Below are 20494 nucleotides of genomic sequence, written 5' to 3' on the forward strand. Positions count from 1 at the left end.
ATCCTTGCGTCTTACCTATAATTTTAGGTAACAAGTCTGTGTTAAGCAATTGCTATTTAAGCTTTTACTATTGTTTTTGTATGAATAATTATCAAACTCAAACAGAATAGGAACAAACGCCAGCTTGTACCTTTTATTAGTTAAAATAACAGCTACAAACAGCTTACTGAATAAAATCGTGCTTATTACGACCCTGCTATTATTGCCATTTTTTGCTTATAGGATTTTGGCGACATGCCATACCAGCGATGAAATGCATGATGAAATGCACTAATTTCAGAGTAGCCACATAAAAAGGCTATTTCAGTGATTGAGAGATCTGTTTCGATTAACAATGACACACTTTTTTGCTGTCTTAAACTTGCTAATTCGTTACTAAAATTTGTGCCCTCTTTTGCAAGACGGCGCTGCAGTGTTTTTTCACTCATATTAAGTGCTTTTGCCATTGCTTTACTGGTCGTTTGGCCTTGAATTAAATGCTCTTCAAGTAAAATTCTCAGCACCTGCGTCACATTCGTTTGCGTCACCAGTTTCATCTGGCTTGATAACACAGGTTCACTATCGGTATTTTCGCTAAAAAAAAGGCTATGGGTCGTTGCGCCGTATTCAATGTTGCAATTAAAGTGCGCATTAATCTCACTGTGTGGCTCTTTACGCTGCAAGCAAATTCGCGTTGGGTGCCAATCTTTTCCCTTTACAGTGCGCGCTATTTTTACACAAAACGCCATGGGCGCTTCGTAGCTTAGCAATGACATATCGCGCTCACCATCACTAAAGTTAAAGCGAAGTTCATACTCACTACCATGATCTATCAAAGACACATTATGGGTATCCCCCATCAATTTTTGATAACGCAATATCAGCCGAAAAGCACTCAATAACTGAGTTGACTGAATAATCGCCATGCCTACCACCGGAATAGCCCGTACATTCATGTTACTACCAACATAAAGACCTAAATGGGTGTTTGGTAACATGGCTTGCGCTTGCTTCCAAAGCATACTGACACTGGCTTGTGGGTATCGGGCTGTTTGGCTACTTAATTCTGCTACAGGAATATTTACCGCTGCAAACAACTCATTAATTGGTAAGCCCTGCCATTTAAACGACTCAGCCATAGCACGTAGCCACCAGCTTGATAAGGTTCTCATGAGCGTCCTAAATAAACAATTTAATGACCTATATTATCAAGTAAATAAAAGAATAAAAGCCTATTGTTTACCTGTAATTAACAACGGAGACAACAATATGGGCACTGTAGCAAGTAAACGCGAGTTCGCGAGCTTTAAAGAGTTTTACCCCTATTACCTACAAGAACACAAAAATAAAGTCTGTCGACGCTTACATTTCATTGGCAGCTGGATTGTTTTGGCTATTTTGTTTGCCGCTATTTATCAGCAGCAATATAGCTGGCTAATTTTATGCCCTCTAGTGGGCTATGGCTTTGCTTGGGTTGGTCATTTCTTTTTTGAGAAAAATCGTCCCGCTACTTTTACACACCCTTTTTATAGCTTTATCGGTGATTGGGTCATGTTTAAAGACATTATTGTTCGCAAAGTACCATTTTAGGAAAAGCCATGACCATAAAACACACAGTATCAGAACAAGAATGGCAAGCCCGTGTTGAGCTTGCTGCCGCGTATCGCTTAGTTGCTTTATATGGCTGGGATGATTTAATTTTTACCCATATTTCAATGCGCGTTCCCGGCACAGACAACGAGTTTTTGATTAACCCCTATGGCATGATGTTTCACGAAATTACGGCATCAAGTCTAATCAAAGTAGATCAACAATGTAATAAGCTGCATGACAGTGAATACCCAGTTAATCCTGCGGGGTTTAATATCCATAGCTGTATTCATATGGCGCGAGATGATGCCCATTGCGTTATTCACACCCACTCACTCAATGGCACGGCGGTGTCTGCAAACAAAGACGGCTTATTGCCTATCTCTCAGCAAGCTGTTGTTGTGCACTCAGGTTTGGGTTATCACGACTACGAAGGCATAGCCCTTAACCCTGCAGAGCAAGACCGTTTAGTGAATGACCTAGGTTCTAATAACTTTCTAATGCTACGTAATCATGGCCTATTAACAGTAGGTAAAACGGTCGCTGATGCATTTTTGTTTATGTATGTTTTTGAAGCTGCATGCGCTGTACAAACTCGTACTTCACAAAATACCGAGCAACTCGTACAAGTACCTAGCGCGATTATTGAGGGTATCAAAGGGCAAACTGAAGTTGCTACTAAGGGACTGGGTGGCGCAATTGCTTGGCCTGCCTTACTGCGCTTACTCGACAATAAAAGTCCGGGTTACGATCAATAAGGATATACCATGCAAATTGATATCATGACTAAAATAGTGCTGCCTTTAGCACTATTTATCATCATGTTTGGCATGGGGTTAGGGCTTAAAAAGCAAGACTTTGGGGCATTATTTATTAGCCCCAAAGCACTTTCAATAGGCTTAAGCTGCCAACTACTGTTATTGCCAAGCGTTGCGTTTTTATTAGCAATGAGTTTTACCCTAACCCCAGAGCTCGCTATAGGTCTGATTTTAGTGGCTTGCTGCCCTGGCGGTGTGACTTCAAACCTCTATACCTATTTATTCAAAGGGGATGTTGCGTTGTCAATAAGTCTTACAACGCTAGCCACATTTATCTCACCGTTTACCTTGCCACTAATTATGCATTTTGCCATGCAAACGTTGAGTGTGCCGGGCCACGAATTCGCTTTGCCAGTGATTAAAACCATAGTGCAAATGCTGATGATAACGGTGCTTCCTGTTTGTTTAGGGATGGTCTTTAATCATTTTAAAGCCCATTTCAGCTTGAAAATAGAACCCTTTATCCGTCGTTTTTCGAGCGTATTCTTAATTGTGATAGTGCTTAGCATTATTCATAAAAATGCCGACCAAATGCTGAGCTTTTTTGCGACTAGCGGCATTGCAACGCTGACATTAAACCTCAGCACGCTGTTACTAGGGTTGTTTTTTGCAAAAATATCGGGCTTAGATCACAAGCAACAAATGAGCATTGCGGTTGAAGTTGGGCTACAAAATGGCACTCTTGCCATTTTAATTGCGAGTACCTTAATCAATAATGCCGCTATGGCAATTCCTGGTGCAACTTATAGCTTATCAATGTTTGTGACGGGTTATATTTTTTGTCGTTTATTTAGCGCGCATCAGACAAAACACCTTGCCATTCTCAACAAGGCATAAAAGCCAAGAGTGATGACTAAAAACAAGGAGGTTTTTAATCATTCAGAAATCACAAAGTAATAAAAAACAGTTAAAAATTAAGATAACCAAACGAGCTAAAACAAACCTAATAACAAAGTTCATCACCCATCCTCACTATTAATTTTTTATTTATTTTTCAAAACTATACCTAAATTATTAGTTATAAATTTAGCCTTGTGGTCAGTCTTGTTTATTAAGATATTTTCGTTCACTATCAATTTATGGCTTGTTATATAGGGACATATTGTGGCCGAACTTAAAAACTCTAAACTGCCCGTCCATATTGCTGAATTAAAGTTTGCACTTGATAACGTACCCGCATACGTTTATATAAAAAATGAACTCGGGCATTACGTTTATGCTAATAAGCTTACCTTGGGTTTATTTGCCTGCTCTGAGCAGGAATTACAACATAAGAGTGATGTTGACTTCTTCCCAATTTCTGACGTAAAAAAACTAGCGAAAATAGACAAACGAGTGCTTAGCGGTGAACGGACTCGTGAAGAAGTTAAGCTAACCTTTCCTGACGGACATCAATATATTTTCTGGGAAGTGAAAACCCCTATTATTTGTGACACAGAGCCGAACAAAGTCATCGGCATTTTAGGTATTGCTACAGACATTACCGAACGAAAACACCTTGAAGAACAACTCCTTTATGCTGCCTCTACCGACCCGTTAACTGAACTTTTAAACCGCCGCTATTTTTATATTCGTTTATCGCTTGCGTTACAAATGAGCAAGCGCGACCAAAACTACGGCGCGGTGATATTTATCGACCTGAATAAGTTTAAAAAGTTAAACGACCAATATGGCCACAACACAGGCGATGCTTATCTTGTTGAAATTGCTAATCGAATGAAAACGGTTGTGCGCGAAAAAGACTGTTTAGCCCGCATTGGTGGCGATGAGTTTGTTGTATTACTTGAAGGGCTTGGTCGTGATGAGCAAACAGCTAAACACAACGCTCATCGTGTTGCCGATAAATTACAAACGGCTATCGAGGTTAAATTTATTCTTCAAGATATCAGCTATAAGGGCTCAGCCAGTGTTGGCGTCACCATGTTTTTAGGCACGCAAAAAACAGCCGATGAAATCGTTGCACAAGCTGACCAACATATGTATTTGATAAAACATGCACTTAAGTATTAATACAAATCCTAAATAATTAGACGACTCTTAAGCTGGTTGCAATTACAAATCATTAGCGTGCTTTGCTTTGTGGTGGTAATCTGAGCAGTGAAAAATAATAGTAATTGTATTAAGGAAAGTACATGGATCCCATTTCAAGTATTTTAGACCTCTTGTTAAATGTAGAAGTCTTTATTCTAATTTTTATTTTAGTGCTACTAAAAAGCAGCGTTAAATTTGTGCCGCAAAACCGTGCTTGGTTAATCGAGCGTTTTGGTAAGTACCATTCAACCAAAGAAGCGGGCTTAAACTTTATTGTGCCATTTATCGACCGAATTGCCGCTGATCGCAGTTTAAAAGAACAAGCGCAAGATGTGCCTTCGCAGTCAGCTATCACAAAAGATAATATCTCGCTTATCGTCGATGGTGTGCTGTATTTCCGCGTGCTTGACCCGTATAAAGCTACTTATGGTGTTGATGACTATGTGTTTGCGGTTACTCAGCTATCACAAACAACGATGCGTTCTGAGCTTGGTAAAATGGAGCTAGATAAAACCTTTGAAGAACGTGACATGTTAAACACCAACATAGTTACGGCGATTAACCAAGCTTCTGAGCCTTGGGGTATTCAGGTTTTACGTTACGAGATAAAAGATATTGTACCACCAAACTCTGTAATGGAAGCAATGGAAGCACAAATGAAAGCTGAGCGTGTGAAACGTGCACAAATTTTAGAGTCTGAAGGTGATCGTCAGTCTGCTATCAACGTGGCAGAAGGTAAGAAGCAAGCGCAAGTTCTTGCAGCAGAAGCTGAAAAAGCAGAGCAAATCTTACGCGCTGAAGGTGAAGCTAAAGCGATTATCGCCGTTGCTGAAGCGCAGGCAGATGCACTTCGTAAAGTAGGTGAAGCCGCCGATACAGAGCAAGGCCAAAAAGCAATTCAACTAGACCTAGCCACTAAAGCCATTGCCGCTAAAGAAGCGATTGCTCGTGAATCATCTGTGGTATTACTTCCTGAGAGCGGTACCGATGCAAGCTCACTGGTTGCTCAAGGTATGTCTATTATTAACTCTTTGAATAAAAAGCAACAAAGTTAGGTGAACTGATGGCATTTTTAGATACGCATTTAGCCGAAGCCTTAATGATTTTAGGTGTTATCGCACTAATTGTTGAAGTAGCGGTACTGGGTATGAGTACCTACGTATTATTGTTTTTAGGCTTATCTTTATTTGCCAGCGGCTTACTAATGAATACAGGCCTTTTAGACTCGAGCTACACCACCGCGCTTTGGAGCAATATAGTGTTTACTCTTGGCTTTGCAGTGGTACTTTGGCAACCACTCAAACGCATGCAAGATAAAACCGATACTAAGCCGATACACAGTGACTTTGCTGAGCTTACCTTTGTCGTTAACGCAGATGTTGATGATAAAGGGTTAACCACACATCAGTATTCGGGTATTACATGGCAGTTAAAAAGTCATTCTCCCATTGCTGCGGGTAGCACAGTAAAAGTGACCGACAAACAAGTTGGTATACTTTGGGTAGAGGCGGTATAACTCAGCTTGAGTCAAACCTCACTTAGAGTCAAAACTCTATTTAGTTTTGTAACCGTGTTTGCTATGGTTAGAGGCACTCACGGTTACAAGCAAGGTTGCGAAAATGAACAATAACAAGGCACTCGTTGTAGAAGGTGGCGCAATGCGTGGTATTTTTGCCACTGGCGTCCTGGATGCTTTTATTCAAGCTAATTACCAACCTTTTAATCAATGCTATGGTGTTTCTGCCGGAGCTACTAACATTGCCGCTTATCTGTGCGCCCAATACAAACGTAACCATGCAGTGATTACTGATTACTCTTGCCGACCTGAATTTATTGATTTTGTTCGTTTTATTAAAGGTGGCCACCTGTTTGATTTAGACTGGCTCTGGCAAGAAACCATCCGTGATATTCGCCTAGATCTCGACACCTTCGAAAAACAAGCCAGTGAGTTTTATATTGTCACAACCAATATACAAACTGGGCAGGCAGAGTACTTAAAAGCAAGTGCCACTCATCTTGAACAGCAATTAAAAGCCTCATGCGCGTTGCCTATTGCATATCGAGAATTTCCCGTTATCGACAATTTACAGCTTACTGATGGTGGCGTGGCAGATTCTATTCCTATTCGTAAAGCATACGAGATGGGTAATAAAGAAATCACCGTTATTTTATCTCAGCCTCTTGGCTATAAGAAAAAGCCTTCTAAAGCGCCTTGGTTTGTTAAACGTCTTTATAAGAAGACCCCGGCATTAGCTGAAGCCACCTTAAGGCGTGCAGAAAATTACAATCAAAGCATTGATTTTATTACCAACCCGCCAAGCGATTGTAAAATTAATATTATTGCACCGCCCCCCAACTTTGCAGTTGGTCGAACAACGAAATCATTTGAAAAACTCAGTGCGGGCTATGAAATGGGCTTAAATGCGGGTACACATTTTTTAACTCAAGTTGCCTAAGCTAACGCATTAAAAAACAGGAACAATCTTCAAGCGTTTTCGAGGTCATTGGCTATACTTTAAAGAGTTACGTTAGCCAAGGATTGACCATGAAACTCCCCTTAACTTTTATTACTGCCTTCAGGGTTTTAATACTCTCTTTTCTATGTTTATTTTCATTTTTTAGCCAAGCTATTGAGTGGCCTCAACAAGTGCAAACATCACAAGGCACACTCATTGTTTATCAACCCCAACCAGAGAAACTCAACGGTAATACTTTAACAGCCCGTGCAGCAATGTCATTTTCATTTTCAGGCAATGACGCTGTGTTTGGCGTATTTTGGTTTACCGCTAAACTAGATACTGATCGCGAAAACGATACCGTCACTGTTCGCAATATGATTGTCACCGATGTACGCTGGCCTGAATCAAAAGATGCAGGAGAACAAAAATTTACTGCTGTCGTTAATGAAGCAATAAAAGCCAGTCAATTCGAAACCTCGCTTTCGCAACTTACCGCCAGCCTTGAGAGTGCAGAAGCAGCAGAACAAAGTTTAACGCAATTAAAAACCGACCCTCCAACGATTATTTTCAAAGAGCAACTGTCGGTATTACTGAGTTTTGATGGTGAACCTAAGTTTAGTCAGATTGAAAACAGCCAATATGAGCGTGCTTTAAACACCGCCATGACAGTGATTAAAGATAGCAAAAGTAAACTTTGTTATCTCACCGATGGGCAATTTTGGTATCAGGCAAAACAAGCCAAAGGGCCTTATGACTATACTCAGTCGCCACCTGCTGAACTTGTAAAAATGCTCCCTAAAGATACCGAAAGCTCAGATCTAAGTGCACCACCAGCCATTGTTGTAGCCACTAAACCCACAGAGCTTATTGCAACTGATGGCGCAGCTAAATGGAAAAGCCTAACCGGTGGCGAGCTCATGTATGTGTTTAACACTGAAACCCCGTGGCTACGTGAAATGCAAACGAATAACATGTATGTCTTATTATCTGGGCGCTGGTATCGCGCAAAACAACAAACAGGCCCTTGGACATTTGTACGTGGCGACGAACTACCAGAAAGCTTTGCCAATATTCCACCTGAATCAGATTTAGGTGGTCTCAGAGTTTCAGTTGCTGGTACTGAAGAAGCTGACGAAGCAGTATTAGATGCAAAAGTGCCGCAAACAGCGGCTATCAGCCGTAAAGATACGAGTTTAACTGTGTACTATGATGGCAAACCTAAGTTTGAACGTATCCCAGGCACGCAAGTTTCTTATGCCATTAATACGGATGCACAAGTGCTGCAAATTAAAGGCAAATATTATGCAGTCGATAATGCGGTGTGGTTTAAGGCAGATTCCGCGCAAGGGCCTTGGCTTGTTGCTGATAGCATTCCAAAAGATGACATCGCAAAAATTCCTCCAAGTTCTCCCGTTTACAACGTCACTTACGTCGAGATATACGAGTCAACTCCTGAGGTTGTGTATGTTGGTTATTACCCAGGTTACATGTGGTCATACCCTTATTATGGCGTGCCAGTGTATGGAACGGGTTGGTATTACCCGCCATACTGGGGCGGTGGCTACTACTACCCTCGCCCACCAACGTGGGGTTTTAATATTGGCTATAACAACTGGACCGGTTGGTCGTTTGGCTTAAGTTGGAGCAATGGTTTTTTAAATTTAGGGATGAATTGGAATGTTGGATGGCCAACCCATTATCGACCTTATCATTGCTGTAATGGCTGGTATGGGGGTGGTTACCGCGGCCCTGTTATTATTAATAATGGCAACATCAATATTGGTAACAAAATTAATGTTGGCCATAAACCAGGTCATCATGATAAACAGCCAAGACATAACATTTATAAACGCGATCAAAGTAAATCTCGTCTTGCTTCGAAGCAGCAAGTGAAACGCGATTTAAAAACAGCCATCAGCCAACGCGATAAAGCAAACAACGTGTTCGCCGACCAAAAAGGTAACGTGCTCAAGCATGATGCCGATAAATGGCAACAACGTGTTGAAGGTAAATGGCAAACTATCCCCGCTGATAAACAGCAAGAAATCAAAGAGCGTGCACAAAATATTGACCGTCAACAAGTACAAAATAAATTGCAAAGTATAGATAAAAGTAAAGCGAAGCAAACATTGCAGCAGCGCCAGCACACACAAAATAGGCAACAAAATCGTATGCAGCAATTAAATCAAGCAAATAGAGCACGTCAGCAAGGTATGCAGCGCCAACAAATGCGTCGTAATACACAAAGACAGATGCCTCGGCAAATGCCTAATCGCGGTCATTAATGTAAAAACAGGAACAAAGCAAAGCCAGCGTAAATACTGGCTTTGTTATCTTAACCAGAGCCAACGGCCCTCTTTGGCTACCTTTAAGTCGTAATAGATATCTATCTTAAGAAAAAGCCTGCAAAACAATTGCAAAAACTTGCTTAAAACCATTTCTCTATTAGCTTTAATACTAAGTCCTTACAAAAATTTGCACGCTCATGTTAAATAACTACACCGTTCGTACGCGATTAGCCGTCTTGGCTTTGTTACCGGTTACAGTTTTTGTGATCACCTCTATTTTTACAATGTCTATTATGTCGGACATGGTAAAAGGCATCGACAGTTTATATGACGATAGAGTCATCCCCCTTGAACAAATAAAAACAGTATCGGACAATTACGCCGTTAGCATTGTTGATCTATTCCATAAATACCGTGCTGAGCAAATTTCAAAAACTGACTTTCTAGCCGCCGTTGAAAATGCAAAAGACGTTGCTGACAGCAAATGGAAAAGCTACTTAGGAACTAAACTAACCACAGAAGAGCAGCGCTTGGTTAATATCGTGGAAAAGAATCTTGCTGTGGTACAAAGCGCACTCAGCACGTTTTTAACCCAAGTTAAAAGTGACCAACTTAAAGCAGTGCCCAACGAGGTGTTCGTAAAAAATCTTTACGATGTGTTTGACCCACTCAGTGAAAGTTATCAAGGGCTAATAAACTTACAAATCAATGAGGCTAACAAGTTTAAAAACGCCGCAGATAAAGACTTTGCTCAAGTCACCATCGCTATGACCGCATCTATCACCATTTTAATAATTGTGTTGCTGGCTATTGCCTTTATCATTTACCGATCTATTCATAACCCATTGTTATCGTTAAGTGAAACGATAGGTTCTATCTCTGAAAATGCCGATTTACGTCTGCGCGCAAAAACCCATGGTAATGACGAAATAGCCCAAGCAGCAAACCACTTTAATGCCATGATGGAGCGCATTCATGCATTAGTAAATGATGTAACGAGCGCCACTCTCACCCTTTCATCTGCTGCTGAGCAAATGAACTCAATTAGCGACCAAGTTGCAAGCACAGCCACAGAGCAAGAGCATCAATCAGCGATGATTGCCACCGCCATTACACAAATGAGTAGTGCCATTGAACAAGTGGCCGCAAATGCATTATCAACATCAGAAAAAGCCACTCACACTGATAAAACAGCCAAGCAGGGTCAGCAGTCTGTGCAAGAAAATATCGATGCAATAAACCGTTTATCACATATCGTTAATGCGAATACAAAACTAATCAATGAGTTAAATACACAATCAACCGATATCAATCAAGTGGTGATGATGATCCAAGGCGTTGCAGAACAAACCAATTTACTTGCATTAAATGCGGCCATTGAAGCAGCACGCGCAGGTGAGTCGGGTCGCGGTTTCGCGGTGGTGGCCGATGAAGTCAGGCAGCTTGCGCACAACACGCAAAAAGCAACAGCCAGTATTAACGAAATGATCAGTAAACTACAAGCAATGGCGCAGCAAGCAGTTACCGCCATGGGTAATGCAGACGAAAGTGCTAAACAAAGTGTTGAATATGCAGAGCGCTCATCACAATTACTGACTGAAATTACTAAAGAAATGGCACTTATTGCCGATATGAACAACCAAGTATCAACCGCAACGGATGAGCAAACCACTGTTGCCAACGAACTAAGTTGTAATATTAATGAATTTAGTAGTAGCATTTCACTGGTTAGCGAAAGCTCGCAACAAAATGCGCAAGCCAGCCAAGAATTGGCCTCATTGGCTTCGCGTTTACAACAGCAGGTGCATGTTTTCAAAGTATAGTCGTCTAAAACTGCGCTCAAAAAGCAGAGACTCGAAATAATGAATAGAGCAATACTGATATTACTAATGACCTTTGCTCTGTCGAGTCTACAAGCCTTTTGCCATGAACAAATTGTTATACAGCTTGCGAAGCCAAATTATACCGATGCGGTAAAAAACCAATATATTCACGATATTCTCGACAAAAGTTTTGCCGCAATGGATGCGGATGTAGTGCTGCTATACAATGTTAAGCCAATGAATAATAAACGTATTGTAGAGCAGCTGAGTCACAATAAAACAATTACATTAGCATGGCTTTCTTTACCTCACGAGCACACTGATTCTCTCGTCAAAACGACAATCCCACTCTATAAAGGGCTACACGGCAAGCGCTTACTGATTATTCGCCATGAAGACCAAGAAAAGTTTAGCGGCATTAAAACCCTTGCTGATTTAACTCCCTTGGTTGGCCTGCAACAACAAAGTTGGTCAGATTATACCGTATTGAAAAACAATGGTTTAACAGTTAATGGCGAGCTTGATTACCCAGGAATGGTAAAAGCCCTTGAAACAGGACTCGGTGATTACTTTCCACGCTCAGTACTGGCTATTGGCACCGAACTGAATAGACTAAAACAGTTCAATTTTGTCATTGCGCCAAACATTATGTTGCAATACCCCAGCGACTATTACTTTTACCTAAGCAAAGAGAATCAACACATTAGAGATATGCTAGAGCAAGGTATGCAAAAACTGCAGCAATCAGGTGAACTTGAGCAACTCTATTTGCAATATTTTGGTGATGTTGAAAAACAATTTTCTTTAAAGCAACGTCACATCATCACGCTAAAAAATAAGGAGTAAGCATGCTAAAAGCGCTGCTAATTATCATTATGACATTGGCGATTTTTGCTGCGGGTTTTATAGCTGGCGTGTACAGTTTACCTATTTTAACTGAACAACCAGCACCCGATATTGCGGTTTTGAAGCAGCACCAAGGTCGAGCTCAGTTTAGTGCAACGTTTAAACCCGACCTTAAAGGCTCAGATCGCTTTCATTATGGTGATGGCATGGTGTATCTAACCAATGATGCTATTTCTATGCAAGGCACGTTATCACCAGGGCCTGACTATCAACTTTATCTATCGCGAAACTTTATTGATAACGAAGCCGATTTTTTAGCACAAAAAGGCACTATGCAGCGTGTTGCAGGGGTGCGTTCGTTCAATGGCTTTAAATTAGTTGTACCACAAGGTATTGATGTCAGTGATTACAATACAGTGGTTATTTGGTGTGAAAGTTTTGAGGAATTTATAACCGCAGCGCAATATCAGTAGCTGGATTAATAAAAACAAAGCCGCCTTTGGAGAGGGCGGCTTTAAAGCGGCAGCTATGGGTGTGAGCTGCCTAATCAAGAGTCATTAAGCTGCATCTTCTGTGCTTTGAGTCTCATCGCTGTGGCGAATTAAGTAATCAAATGCACCTAAACTTGCCGTTGCACCACTGCCCATTGCAATAATGATTTGCTTAAACGGTGTTGTTGTTGCATCACCTGCCGCGTAAACACCCGGTAGTGATGTCGCACCTTTGCTATCTATTTCGATTTCGCCAAAGCGAGTCAGTGATAACCCTGAATCTTTTAACCATTCAGTGTTTGGCACCAAACCGATTTGCACAAAGATACCTGCAAGCTCAAGTGATTTTTCATCGCCAGAAATGCGGTCAATATAGCTTAAGCCTGTTACTCGTTTACCATCACCAACAACTTCTGTCGTTTGCGCATTTTTGATAATCGTAATGTTCTTTAAGCTATTTGCTTTACGAATAAGTACTTCGTCAGCACGTAAAGTATCAGCAAATTCAAGCACGGTGACATGCTCAACAATGTTTGCAAGGTCGATTGCAGCTTCAATACCTGAGTTACCACCGCCGATCACCGCAACAGCTTTACCTTTAAATAACGGACCATCACAGTGAGGACAATAAGCAACGCCATGACCGCGATACTCTTTTTCACCTGGTACGTTCATTTCACGCCAGCGTGCACCGGTTGCTAATACCACTGATTTAGCATTTAAAACCGCTCCATTTTCTAGCGTGATTTGGTAATTACCTTGCTTAGTAAGCGATGCCGCACGTTGATTTTGCATAACATCAACGTCGTATTCTTTTACGTGCTCTTCTAGTTGAGCAACTAATTTAGGACCTTCGGTCGCTTTCACTGATATAAAGTTTTCAATTGCTAACGTGTCAGAAACCTGACCACCAAAACGCTCTGCAACCACGCCGGTATTTAAGCCTTTACGTGCTGAATAAATTGCCGCAGAAGCCCCTGCTGGTCCACCACCCACAACCAGTACGTCAAATAACTCTTTGTCGTTTAGCGCTTCGGCTTGGCGTGCAGCCGCTTTGGTATCTACTTTATTTAAGATATCAGTCAGATTAACTGCACCTTGACTAAACAGCTCGCCATTTAAATACACCGCTGGCACCGCTAGGATATTGCGCTCGTTAACTTCGTCTTGGAACAAGGCACCATCAATCATAGTGGCCGTAATGTTTTCGTTGTGTGCTGCCATTAAGTTCAGTGCTTGCACTACTTGCGGGCATGTTTGACAACTTAATGAAATATACACTTCAAAGTTAAGTGGCCCAGGTAATGATTTAATTTGTTCAATCTCAGTCTCTGATGCCTTACTTGGATGACCACCTGTGTGAAGAAGTGCAAGGATCAAGCTCGTGAATTCGTGGCCCATAGGCACACCCGCAAATGTGATTTGCGTATTGTTTACAGGTGAAGACACCACCATAGACGGACGACGTACGCTTTGGTTAGGGTTATCTCGCACCGAGAATTTGTCGCTTAACGATGCTAAATCGTTTGCTAAGTTTTTAAGTTCTGTTGATTTATTGCTGTCATCCAAGGCGATAAGCAGCTCAACAGGGCTGGTAATAGAAGCAAAGTGGCTTGTTAATTGGTTTTTGATATTCGTATCTAACATGGCTTAGCCCTTGAGTTCAGAATCAATAATCTAGAAAAAATTTAGGGATAACTGCCCATCACCCGCTAATGTGCTTAATGTGAGTTGTGATGGGCAATTAAGGTTGCATTGAGATAGCAAAGCAACACTTTGCTATCGTTTAATGCAGTGGCAAATTAGATTTTGCCAACTAGGTCTAGTGAAGGAGCAAGTGTCTCTTCACCTGGCTGCCATGATGCAGGACATACTTCACCGTCGTGGTTAGCAATGTACTGTGCAGCTTGTACTTTACGTACTAACTCTTTCGCGCTACGGCCGATGCCTAAGTCGTGAGTTTCGATTACTTTGATTTCGCCTTCTGGGTTCATTACGAATGTACCGCGAAGAGCAAGACCTTCGTCTTCAATCATCACACCGAAATTACGTGTAATACGACCTGTTGGGTCACCGATCATTGGGAATTTGATTTTACCAATTGTGTCAGACGTATCGTGCCATGCTTTATGAGTGAAGTGAGTGTCAGTTGATACTGAATAAACTTCAACACCCATTTCTTGTAGTTGCTCGTAGAAGTCAGCAACATCACCTAGCTCAGTAGGACATACGAAAGTAAAGTCTGCTGGGTAGAAGAAGAAGATTGACCACTTACCTAGCACGTCTTTTTCTGTTAGTTCAACAAAGTCACCATTGTGGTAAGCTGTTGCATTGAATGGTTGTAGTTTTGTGTTAATTAATGAAGTGCTCATAGTATTCCTCATTGATGTATTTAAAAATGTTTAATTAACGCAGCCTTGCGTCTGCTTGATTAATACAATAGAGGTGTGAGCGATTAAAATAAAATTGATTGTTTAGATTAAATTGATTTGTTTTTTAGATTGAAAATTAAAAAGAAGCAAAAACTACAAAGCCCTCAAACACTTACGTCATAGAGGGCTTTCTCTTCAGGGATTAAAGTTACTTACTAAAACCGTATAAACCTTTGGTTTAATGTAGTTAGGCTCAATTCCTTGCTCTTTTGCAGCTGCTAACATCACTTGTTCAATCCAACCTGCATCCATAATGTTCATATAGTTGCCATCTGGGTCAAAGTTAATGTTAGACCCCATAACCACCATAAAGGTATCGGTCACTTCAGTGTTGTCTGCTGGTACTTGAAATTGATGAATCGAACCGCCTGGTTCAAACAAATAGCTGCCTGCCACTTGTAAATCATCTGGGTATTCTGTGTAGTGCCAGCTGCCTGCTAATGTATACAAATGTACAACACCGGTATGAAAATGCTTTGGTAATACCGTGCCTGGCTCAAATAATACGCGTAAGACCCATACCCCATTCTCAGAATCCAGCATGAGTGGATAAATGTGTACCCCTGGTAAGGCGTTTTTAATCAGCTTTTCATCATTGGTATGAATAGTCAGTAAGAAATCTTGATGATTAATAATATCTGGTAATGCCATGTGTGTGCCCTCTTTTCACTTGCTTTCAATAAGTTAACTAGTTGTCTTTAATTTGCTGTGGCGGTATCTGTGTGTGGTTCTTTTTTACAAAGCCCTTGCCCATACGCCCACTGCAAAGCATGTTGCATACCTTGCTGTAAGGTAAATTCAGGTTTATAACCAAAAATATGCTGTGCCTTTTCATTACTATACGCTGCACTTTTACGACTCAACATGCGCATGGTCGACGGATTGATATCTGTGGTTTTACCAACTAGGTGATAACACCACTCAATAAACCCTGTTAGCTTTAACGCTAAAGCCAAATTCACTACTGTGACGTGCTTTTTCCCCTGTGCTTGAGCCAAGTAATTAAAATAAGTTTGGTTAGTTACTTGCTCAGGGCCCGATAGATTAAAAATTTCACCGCTTGCATCGTCGCTTATCGCACTTTGGTAAATACCTTTGACTAAGTCATCAATATAAACAGGCCCAAACATGCCCTCTGGTACCATAAACATGCCTTTAGCAATTTCTTGTAATGGGTAAGCTATCCACGGTCTTGAACCGGGCCCATAAACATCGCCCGGGCGAATTATTGTGACATTGAGCTTTTTACTGGCATGATAGCTTAGCGATAAATGCTCGCTCATCATTTTCGAATCGTTATAGGCTCTGCCATCAGGGAACAATAGTGCATCTTCTTTAATATCAGTTTGCCAATCACTGCCATAGACGGCCGTCGACGAAATATGAATAAAGCGCTTTACGGTGTTTGCAGCCACCGCTGCATCCAGTAAGTTTTTCGTCCAACCCACATTCGCCTGCCATGTTTGCTTATAACTAAACGCATTTGAAACAATTGCCGCTGTATGAATAACTAAATCGCAGTCATTCATTAATGAGCACCAACTCGCTGGTTCATTCAAATTACCTGCAACAATGTTAAACTCTTCACAGGGCGTTAAATCAACGCCGCATACATCGACCCCATGCGCTTTAAAGTAGCGTGCGAGTGTGCGGCCAATAAAACCATTGCCGCCACTGATAAAAACTTTTGAATAGTTCATTGTGTGTTCCTCTAAGCACGTTACAGCCTTAATTGCAGTTCGCAGGCTGATTGGTTAATACATTGTTAAACTTTAATGGCATCATTTACTTTACTTTTCACGCAATTTTTTTTACTTTTTACGCCAACGCACTAAAAAAGAGCACACTATGCCCCGGCTAACACACGCACCTGATCTAATTAGAGTATCTGCTCTACATGGTTATATTGAGCTGATCGAAAGTAAATTGGTGAACCCTGATGCACTACTATCGCGCGTTGGTTTAGATCGAAAGCAACTCTCTGAGCCAAATAATTTTGTGCAGTATCATCAATTGATCCAGCTGTTAGAAATCACGGCTAAAGAGTTAAACCTGCCCTATTTTGGCCTTGAGCTAGGCCGCTGGCAGAGCTTAAATATCTTGGGCTCAGTCGGTTACTTGATGGGGAACTGCGACACCCTTGAAATGGCGCTAAAGAACTTAACTAAGTACTATCATGTACATCAAAATAGTGCTGATTTACTGCTCGAAGTTGGTCAAGACTATGTAAAACTCTCGTTTTTAGTACGCAATAGTTTAAAAATAAGTGTTCACCATGGCGCGGATTTAGCTATGAGCGTAGGCGTCAATTTATTAAAACAATTAACCGATGACCAAATAAAACTACATCGCTTAGAACTTCCCCATAGTGGGAATGAAAATCCTAGCGTATATCGTCAAGCGTTAGGTCAACTCCCGGTATTCAACTGTGCCCATACTGCAGTGGTATTTGATAGAAAGTATTTAAAGATCCCTATCAAAAACTCAGATAAACAATTATTTTCGATACTTAGCCAGCAGCTTGGGGATCTTAAGGACACTAAACGAGAAAACATTTCAGATCACGTTGAGGTGCTGATCAAGCAATACCTACTTCACGAAGACTTTGGTGTAAACCTGATAGCTGAAAAACTATCAATGAGTGCCCGTAGTTTACAGCGGCACTTAACAAAGCATGACACAACCTTTCGTGAGTTAGTTGACGATGTACGTTGCAATTTAGCACATCAATATTTAACTGAAACTAGTCTCAGTTTATCGAACATCTCAGATATCTTAAGCTTTTCTAATTACAGCGAATTTACTCGTGCGTTTAAACGCTGGTATGGCATACCACCAAAAGATTACCGTAAATCACTTTAGCCTTTTTGGCGCAAAAAGTTAAAAACAGGTCGTGTAAAGCTAAGTTTTCGGTTAACAATTTATATATATTGACTAGCTAGTTTCGCTAATTAGTGGTCGTGCAATGTTAAGAAGAGTGTTTATTACCGGTGCCAACAGTGGTATCGGATTCGAATTGGCAAAGCAATATATTCTTAGAGGTGACGATGTTGCATTATTCGACTTACATTTTTGCGAACAAACTAAACAATCGCTCGGTGAGCTTGCCGATTATTATCAATACGTTGAGTTTTTTGCGACGCCTATCTGTGATACTGAAGCACTGCAAACCCAAGTGAATAATGCAATTGCAGCGATAGGAAAGCCTGATTTGGCTATTTTCAGCTGCCATACTTATGAGCAGCTAAGTAACGAAAATAGTATTGCTTGTCAGCACTTTGCAACAGTCATCACGCCACACTTGGGCATGAACAGTCACCTAGCACTGACCACACCGCTTATTGATGCCACTCAATTTACACCACAGCCCAGCGCCTTGATTTTAGCCAAAGAACTCCGTAAAAAATTTAAACCTAACAACATAAAAGTCAGTTTAATTTGCGCAAGTAAAACGCACAGTACTTTAGCCAACCCAGCCTATGCTGCAAAACACATTTTGCGCGGCTTGGATAAACAAAAATTAATGGTGATCCTAGGCTTACAATCTAAACTAACCTATATCATGAGTCGTTATTTGCCAAATTGGATAATGGATTCAGTGATGGATCGCTTGATAAAACAACAACTAATAAGAACAACACGCTAAGGAATACCCATGAACACACATGATAACCTCACGCAATTAATTGAGCATACGTGTCAGACTTATGCCGAACTTCCAGCCTATAACAGTGCGGGAAAAACGCTCAGCTATGCACAAGTTGAACAACAGTCTCGTTATTTAGCGCAGTGGTTTCAACAGCAAAGTGGCCTTGTTGCAGGGGACAGAATCGCCATTCAATTACCGAATATTGTTGATTACCCTATCGTTACCTATGCAGCATTTCGTGCCGGATTAATCGTTGTCAATACCAACCCACTTTACACCGCTCGCGAAATGCTACATCAGTTTAATGATGCCGATGTAAAAGCCATTGTTATTCTTGACGCCCTTACCGAAAAATTAGCAACGATTATCGATGATACGTCAATCAAAACCGTTATTGTTGCAGCCGCGGTTGCTGAGCCGACATTGCAAGAGGGTCAATTTTCGTTAAATGAACTTATTCGCCAAGGTGAAAGACTCGCTCCTCTTAACGCTCATCAAGCCAGTCGTGATGATATTGCTGTTTTACAATACACAGGCGGTACCACAGGAGTTGCCAAAGCAGCGATGCTGAGTCATGGCAACATATTAGCCAATGCCGAGCAAATGAATGAGCGCTTTGATGACATTTTAACGCCAGGTCAAGAAACCGGTATTTGCCCGCTTCCGCTTTATCATATTTACGCCTTTACGGTGAATATGGTTGGCCTATTTGCCATGGGCCAATTTAATGTACTGATACCAAATCCTCGTGATTTAGATGCCTTAGTTAAACAAATCGAACCATTTGATATTAATTACTTTTCAGGCATCAACACCTTATTTATTGGCTTGTGTATGCACCCGGGGTTTAAAGCACTGAATTTTTCAAACTTAAAAATGACCGTCTCTGGGGGCGCAGCCCTCACACATGCTGCAGCCGATGCGTGGATGAATACCACAGGTTGCACAATCACAGAAGGCTATGGCTTGTCAGAAACCTCGCCTGTTGCAACCTTAAACGACTTTAAAAAAGAAGAAATTGGTAGCATAGGCCGCCCACTTTCAAACACCACCGTCGAAATTTGGAATGAAAATGATGAGCCTGTAGCTGACGGTGAGTCCGGCGAGATCGTTGTTAAAGGCCCGCAGGTGATGATGGGTTATTGGCAGCGCCAAGATGAAACCGATAAATGCATGAAACGGGGCTTTTTCAAAACCGGTGATGTGGGTCTGAAGCTTCGAAGTGGTAATTACAAAATTGTAGACCGCTTAAAAGACATGATTATTGTTTCTGGCTTTAACGTGTACCCTAATGAAGTTGAAAACGTACTTTGTCAGCACCCTGCTATCTGCGAAGCGGCCGTAATTGGCGCAAAAGATGAAAAAACTGGGGAGCGTGTTTGTGCCTACATTACCTTAAAAGAGCAGATTGATGAGCAACAAGTGAGTGACTATTGCCGCGAAAACTTAAGTGCTTATAAAGTGCCTAAATCAATCATTTTTATGGAACAATTACCTAAATCGACGGTTGGCAAAATTCTACGTCGAGAGTTACGCCAACAATAAAGCGATCGTTTTAGCCGCCTAACTGGTATAAAATAACCACGAGTTATTTTATACCAGTTAGGCGGCTTTAAGGTCATTATGGAAAAGTTTATTAATCACATTCAACTCGGTTACTTCGGTTTACTGCCATTTTTAGGCTGCGTTGGCTGGCCACTCATTGCTGGCAGTAATGCCGTCAACTTAGACTTTTTCACTTTTTATAGTATCGCCATTTTAGCCTTTATGGCTGGTAACTTATGGCATGCAGGCCAGCAAACCCATGCTGATGCCATTAAAGCGATTATTCCTATTCTACCGATTGGCTTTTTAAGCTTTTTACCAACAACCTGGACTCTCGCTTGGCTCGCTGCAAGTTTCTGGTTGGTGCTGTTATTCGAAAAAAGCTCACCACAGTGGCAAACCTATCATATTGATTATCAAAAAATGCGTTTCGTTTTAACGTCTGTGGTTTTTGTTTGCCATATTTTTGTAATTGGCATGAGTATCTATCCTGAGTAGCCCTTTTATCGCGATTGCGGTAACATCCGCGGCTCAGTTTTTTAA

At 41.2% G+C, this 20494-nt stretch carries 20 protein-coding genes; 15 read left to right on the plus strand and 5 right to left on the minus strand.

Going from position 1 to position 20494, the window contains the following annotated elements:
• Positions 1 to 185 precede the first annotated feature (185 nt).
• Complete coding sequence (locus C2M33_RS02370) at positions 186 to 1151, minus strand: AraC family transcriptional regulator (RefSeq protein ID WP_105173597.1); 966 nt, start codon at positions 1149 to 1151, stop codon at positions 186 to 188.
• A 97-nt stretch (positions 1152 to 1248) separates the two neighbouring features.
• On the opposite strand from C2M33_RS02370, the gene C2M33_RS02375 reads away from it, so the two are divergent.
• From C2M33_RS02375 to C2M33_RS02425, 11 genes are all read left to right on the plus strand, one after another.
• Positions 1249 to 1569, plus strand: a complete 321-nt coding sequence (locus tag C2M33_RS02375) for a DUF962 domain-containing protein (RefSeq protein WP_063701346.1) — start codon at positions 1249 to 1251, stop codon at positions 1567 to 1569.
• Positions 1570 to 1577: 8 nt separating this feature from the next.
• Positions 1578 to 2327, plus strand: a complete 750-nt coding sequence (locus tag C2M33_RS02380) for a class II aldolase/adducin family protein (protein WP_105173598.1) — start codon at positions 1578 to 1580, stop codon at positions 2325 to 2327.
• A 9-nt stretch (positions 2328 to 2336) separates the two neighbouring features.
• Entirely contained in the window at positions 2337 to 3224 is an 888-nt protein-coding gene (locus C2M33_RS02385; RefSeq protein ID WP_063701163.1) for a bile acid:sodium symporter family protein, read from the plus strand.
• A gap of 267 nt (positions 3225 to 3491) precedes the next feature.
• Complete coding sequence (locus C2M33_RS02390) at positions 3492 to 4397, plus strand: sensor domain-containing diguanylate cyclase (protein WP_063701165.1); 906 nt, start codon at positions 3492 to 3494, stop codon at positions 4395 to 4397.
• Positions 4398 to 4519: 122 nt separating this feature from the next.
• Complete coding sequence (locus tag C2M33_RS02395; RefSeq protein ID WP_063701167.1) at positions 4520 to 5473, plus strand: SPFH domain-containing protein; 954 nt, start codon at positions 4520 to 4522, stop codon at positions 5471 to 5473.
• An 8-nt stretch (positions 5474 to 5481) separates the two neighbouring features.
• Positions 5482 to 5934 (plus strand): NfeD family protein, encoded by a 453-nt coding sequence (locus tag C2M33_RS02400; protein ID WP_105173599.1) that lies wholly within the window; start codon positions 5482 to 5484, stop codon positions 5932 to 5934.
• 103 nt (positions 5935 to 6037) lie between these two features.
• The gene (locus C2M33_RS02405; RefSeq protein ID WP_063701171.1) at positions 6038 to 6874 is read left to right on the plus strand and encodes a patatin-like phospholipase family protein; all 837 of its coding nucleotides are present in this window, start codon (positions 6038 to 6040) and stop codon (positions 6872 to 6874) included.
• Between the two features lie 89 nt (positions 6875 to 6963).
• Positions 6964 to 9162: a carbohydrate-binding family V/XII gene (locus C2M33_RS02410; protein ID WP_105173600.1), complete on the plus strand. Its 2199-nt coding sequence runs from the start codon at positions 6964 to 6966 to the stop codon at positions 9160 to 9162.
• A 200-nt stretch (positions 9163 to 9362) separates the two neighbouring features.
• Positions 9363 to 10988 carry a methyl-accepting chemotaxis protein gene (locus C2M33_RS02415; RefSeq protein WP_105173601.1) on the plus strand — a complete coding sequence of 542 codons (1626 nt, stop codon included), beginning with the start codon at positions 9363 to 9365 and terminating at the stop codon, positions 10986 to 10988.
• Between the two features lie 39 nt (positions 10989 to 11027).
• The gene (locus C2M33_RS02420; protein WP_105173602.1) at positions 11028 to 11834 is read left to right on the plus strand and encodes a substrate-binding periplasmic protein; all 807 of its coding nucleotides are present in this window, start codon (positions 11028 to 11030) and stop codon (positions 11832 to 11834) included.
• Positions 11835 to 11836: 2 nt separating this feature from the next.
• Complete coding sequence (locus C2M33_RS02425; protein WP_105173603.1) at positions 11837 to 12307, plus strand: DM13 domain-containing protein; 471 nt, start codon at positions 11837 to 11839, stop codon at positions 12305 to 12307.
• Between the two features lie 84 nt (positions 12308 to 12391).
• Here the strand turns inward: C2M33_RS02425 and ahpF are convergent, their stop codons facing one another.
• From ahpF to C2M33_RS02445, 4 genes are all read right to left on the minus strand, one after another.
• Complete coding sequence (ahpF, locus tag C2M33_RS02430) at positions 12392 to 13972, minus strand: alkyl hydroperoxide reductase subunit F (protein WP_105173604.1); 1581 nt, start codon at positions 13970 to 13972, stop codon at positions 12392 to 12394.
• A gap of 155 nt (positions 13973 to 14127) precedes the next feature.
• Positions 14128 to 14697 (minus strand): alkyl hydroperoxide reductase subunit C, encoded by a 570-nt coding sequence (gene ahpC, locus C2M33_RS02435; protein ID WP_063701183.1) that lies wholly within the window; start codon positions 14695 to 14697, stop codon positions 14128 to 14130.
• Positions 14698 to 14892: 195 nt separating this feature from the next.
• Positions 14893 to 15408, minus strand: a complete 516-nt coding sequence (locus tag C2M33_RS02440; protein ID WP_105173605.1) for a 2,4'-dihydroxyacetophenone dioxygenase family protein — start codon at positions 15406 to 15408, stop codon at positions 14893 to 14895.
• A 47-nt stretch (positions 15409 to 15455) separates the two neighbouring features.
• The gene (locus C2M33_RS02445; protein WP_105173606.1) at positions 15456 to 16457 is read right to left on the minus strand and encodes an NAD-dependent epimerase/dehydratase family protein; all 1002 of its coding nucleotides are present in this window, start codon (positions 16455 to 16457) and stop codon (positions 15456 to 15458) included.
• Positions 16458 to 16605: 148 nt separating this feature from the next.
• Here C2M33_RS02445 and C2M33_RS02450 point away from each other — a divergent pair, with 148 nt between their 5' ends.
• The 4 genes from C2M33_RS02450 (at position 16606) to C2M33_RS02465 (ending at position 20449) form a co-directional block, all read left to right on the plus strand.
• A complete protein-coding gene (locus tag C2M33_RS02450) occupies positions 16606 to 17619 on the plus strand; it encodes an AraC family transcriptional regulator (protein ID WP_105173607.1) in 1014 nt (337 codons plus the stop codon).
• 103 nt (positions 17620 to 17722) lie between these two features.
• Entirely contained in the window at positions 17723 to 18403 is a 681-nt protein-coding gene (locus C2M33_RS02455) for an SDR family NAD(P)-dependent oxidoreductase (protein ID WP_158685551.1), read from the plus strand.
• A 9-nt stretch (positions 18404 to 18412) separates the two neighbouring features.
• Complete coding sequence (locus C2M33_RS02460; protein WP_105173609.1) at positions 18413 to 19951, plus strand: long-chain-fatty-acid--CoA ligase; 1539 nt, start codon at positions 18413 to 18415, stop codon at positions 19949 to 19951.
• Positions 19952 to 20029: 78 nt separating this feature from the next.
• Positions 20030 to 20449 carry a DUF3429 domain-containing protein gene (locus C2M33_RS02465; RefSeq protein ID WP_105173610.1) on the plus strand — a complete coding sequence of 140 codons (420 nt, stop codon included), beginning with the start codon at positions 20030 to 20032 and terminating at the stop codon, positions 20447 to 20449.
• The last annotated feature ends 45 nt before the right edge of the window (positions 20450 to 20494 follow it).

This window comes from Pseudoalteromonas sp. T1lg122 (assembly GCF_002964825.1).
Lineage (GTDB): Bacteria > Pseudomonadota > Gammaproteobacteria > Enterobacterales > Alteromonadaceae > Pseudoalteromonas > Pseudoalteromonas gelatinilytica.

Bases quoted from the DNA above. Each gene is read 5' to 3' on its own strand.
- ahpC (WP_063701183.1), bottom strand. From the start codon at position 14,697: ATGAGCACTTCATTAATTAACACAAAACTACAACCATTCAATGCAACA.
- C2M33_RS02425 (WP_105173603.1), top strand. From the start codon at position 11,837: ATGCTAAAAGCGCTGCTAATTATCATTATGACATTGGCGATTTTTGCT.
- C2M33_RS02405 (WP_063701171.1), top strand. From the start codon at position 6,038: ATGAACAATAACAAGGCACTCGTTGTAGAAGGTGGCGCAATGCGTGGT.
- C2M33_RS02445 (WP_105173606.1), bottom strand. From the start codon at position 16,457: ATGAACTATTCAAAAGTTTTTATCAGTGGCGGCAATGGTTTTATTGGC.
- C2M33_RS02385 (WP_063701163.1), top strand. From the start codon at position 2,337: ATGCAAATTGATATCATGACTAAAATAGTGCTGCCTTTAGCACTATTT.
- C2M33_RS02450 (WP_105173607.1), top strand. From the start codon at position 16,606: ATGCCCCGGCTAACACACGCACCTGATCTAATTAGAGTATCTGCTCTA.
- C2M33_RS02395 (WP_063701167.1), top strand. From the start codon at position 4,520: ATGGATCCCATTTCAAGTATTTTAGACCTCTTGTTAAATGTAGAAGTC.
- C2M33_RS02420 (WP_105173602.1), top strand. From the start codon at position 11,028: ATGAATAGAGCAATACTGATATTACTAATGACCTTTGCTCTGTCGAGT.
- C2M33_RS02370 (WP_105173597.1), bottom strand. From the start codon at position 1,151: ATGAGAACCTTATCAAGCTGGTGGCTACGTGCTATGGCTGAGTCGTTT.
- C2M33_RS02465 (WP_105173610.1), top strand. From the start codon at position 20,030: ATGGAAAAGTTTATTAATCACATTCAACTCGGTTACTTCGGTTTACTG.
- C2M33_RS02400 (WP_105173599.1), top strand. From the start codon at position 5,482: ATGGCATTTTTAGATACGCATTTAGCCGAAGCCTTAATGATTTTAGGT.
- C2M33_RS02460 (WP_105173609.1), top strand. From the start codon at position 18,413: ATGAACACACATGATAACCTCACGCAATTAATTGAGCATACGTGTCAG.
- C2M33_RS02415 (WP_105173601.1), top strand. From the start codon at position 9,363: ATGTTAAATAACTACACCGTTCGTACGCGATTAGCCGTCTTGGCTTTG.
- ahpF (WP_105173604.1), bottom strand. From the start codon at position 13,972: ATGTTAGATACGAATATCAAAAACCAATTAACAAGCCACTTTGCTTCT.
- C2M33_RS02380 (WP_105173598.1), top strand. From the start codon at position 1,578: ATGACCATAAAACACACAGTATCAGAACAAGAATGGCAAGCCCGTGTT.
- C2M33_RS02440 (WP_105173605.1), bottom strand. From the start codon at position 15,408: ATGGCATTACCAGATATTATTAATCATCAAGATTTCTTACTGACTATT.
- C2M33_RS02410 (WP_105173600.1), top strand. From the start codon at position 6,964: ATGAAACTCCCCTTAACTTTTATTACTGCCTTCAGGGTTTTAATACTC.
- C2M33_RS02455 (WP_158685551.1), top strand. From the start codon at position 17,723: ATGTTAAGAAGAGTGTTTATTACCGGTGCCAACAGTGGTATCGGATTC.
- C2M33_RS02375 (WP_063701346.1), top strand. From the start codon at position 1,249: ATGGGCACTGTAGCAAGTAAACGCGAGTTCGCGAGCTTTAAAGAGTTT.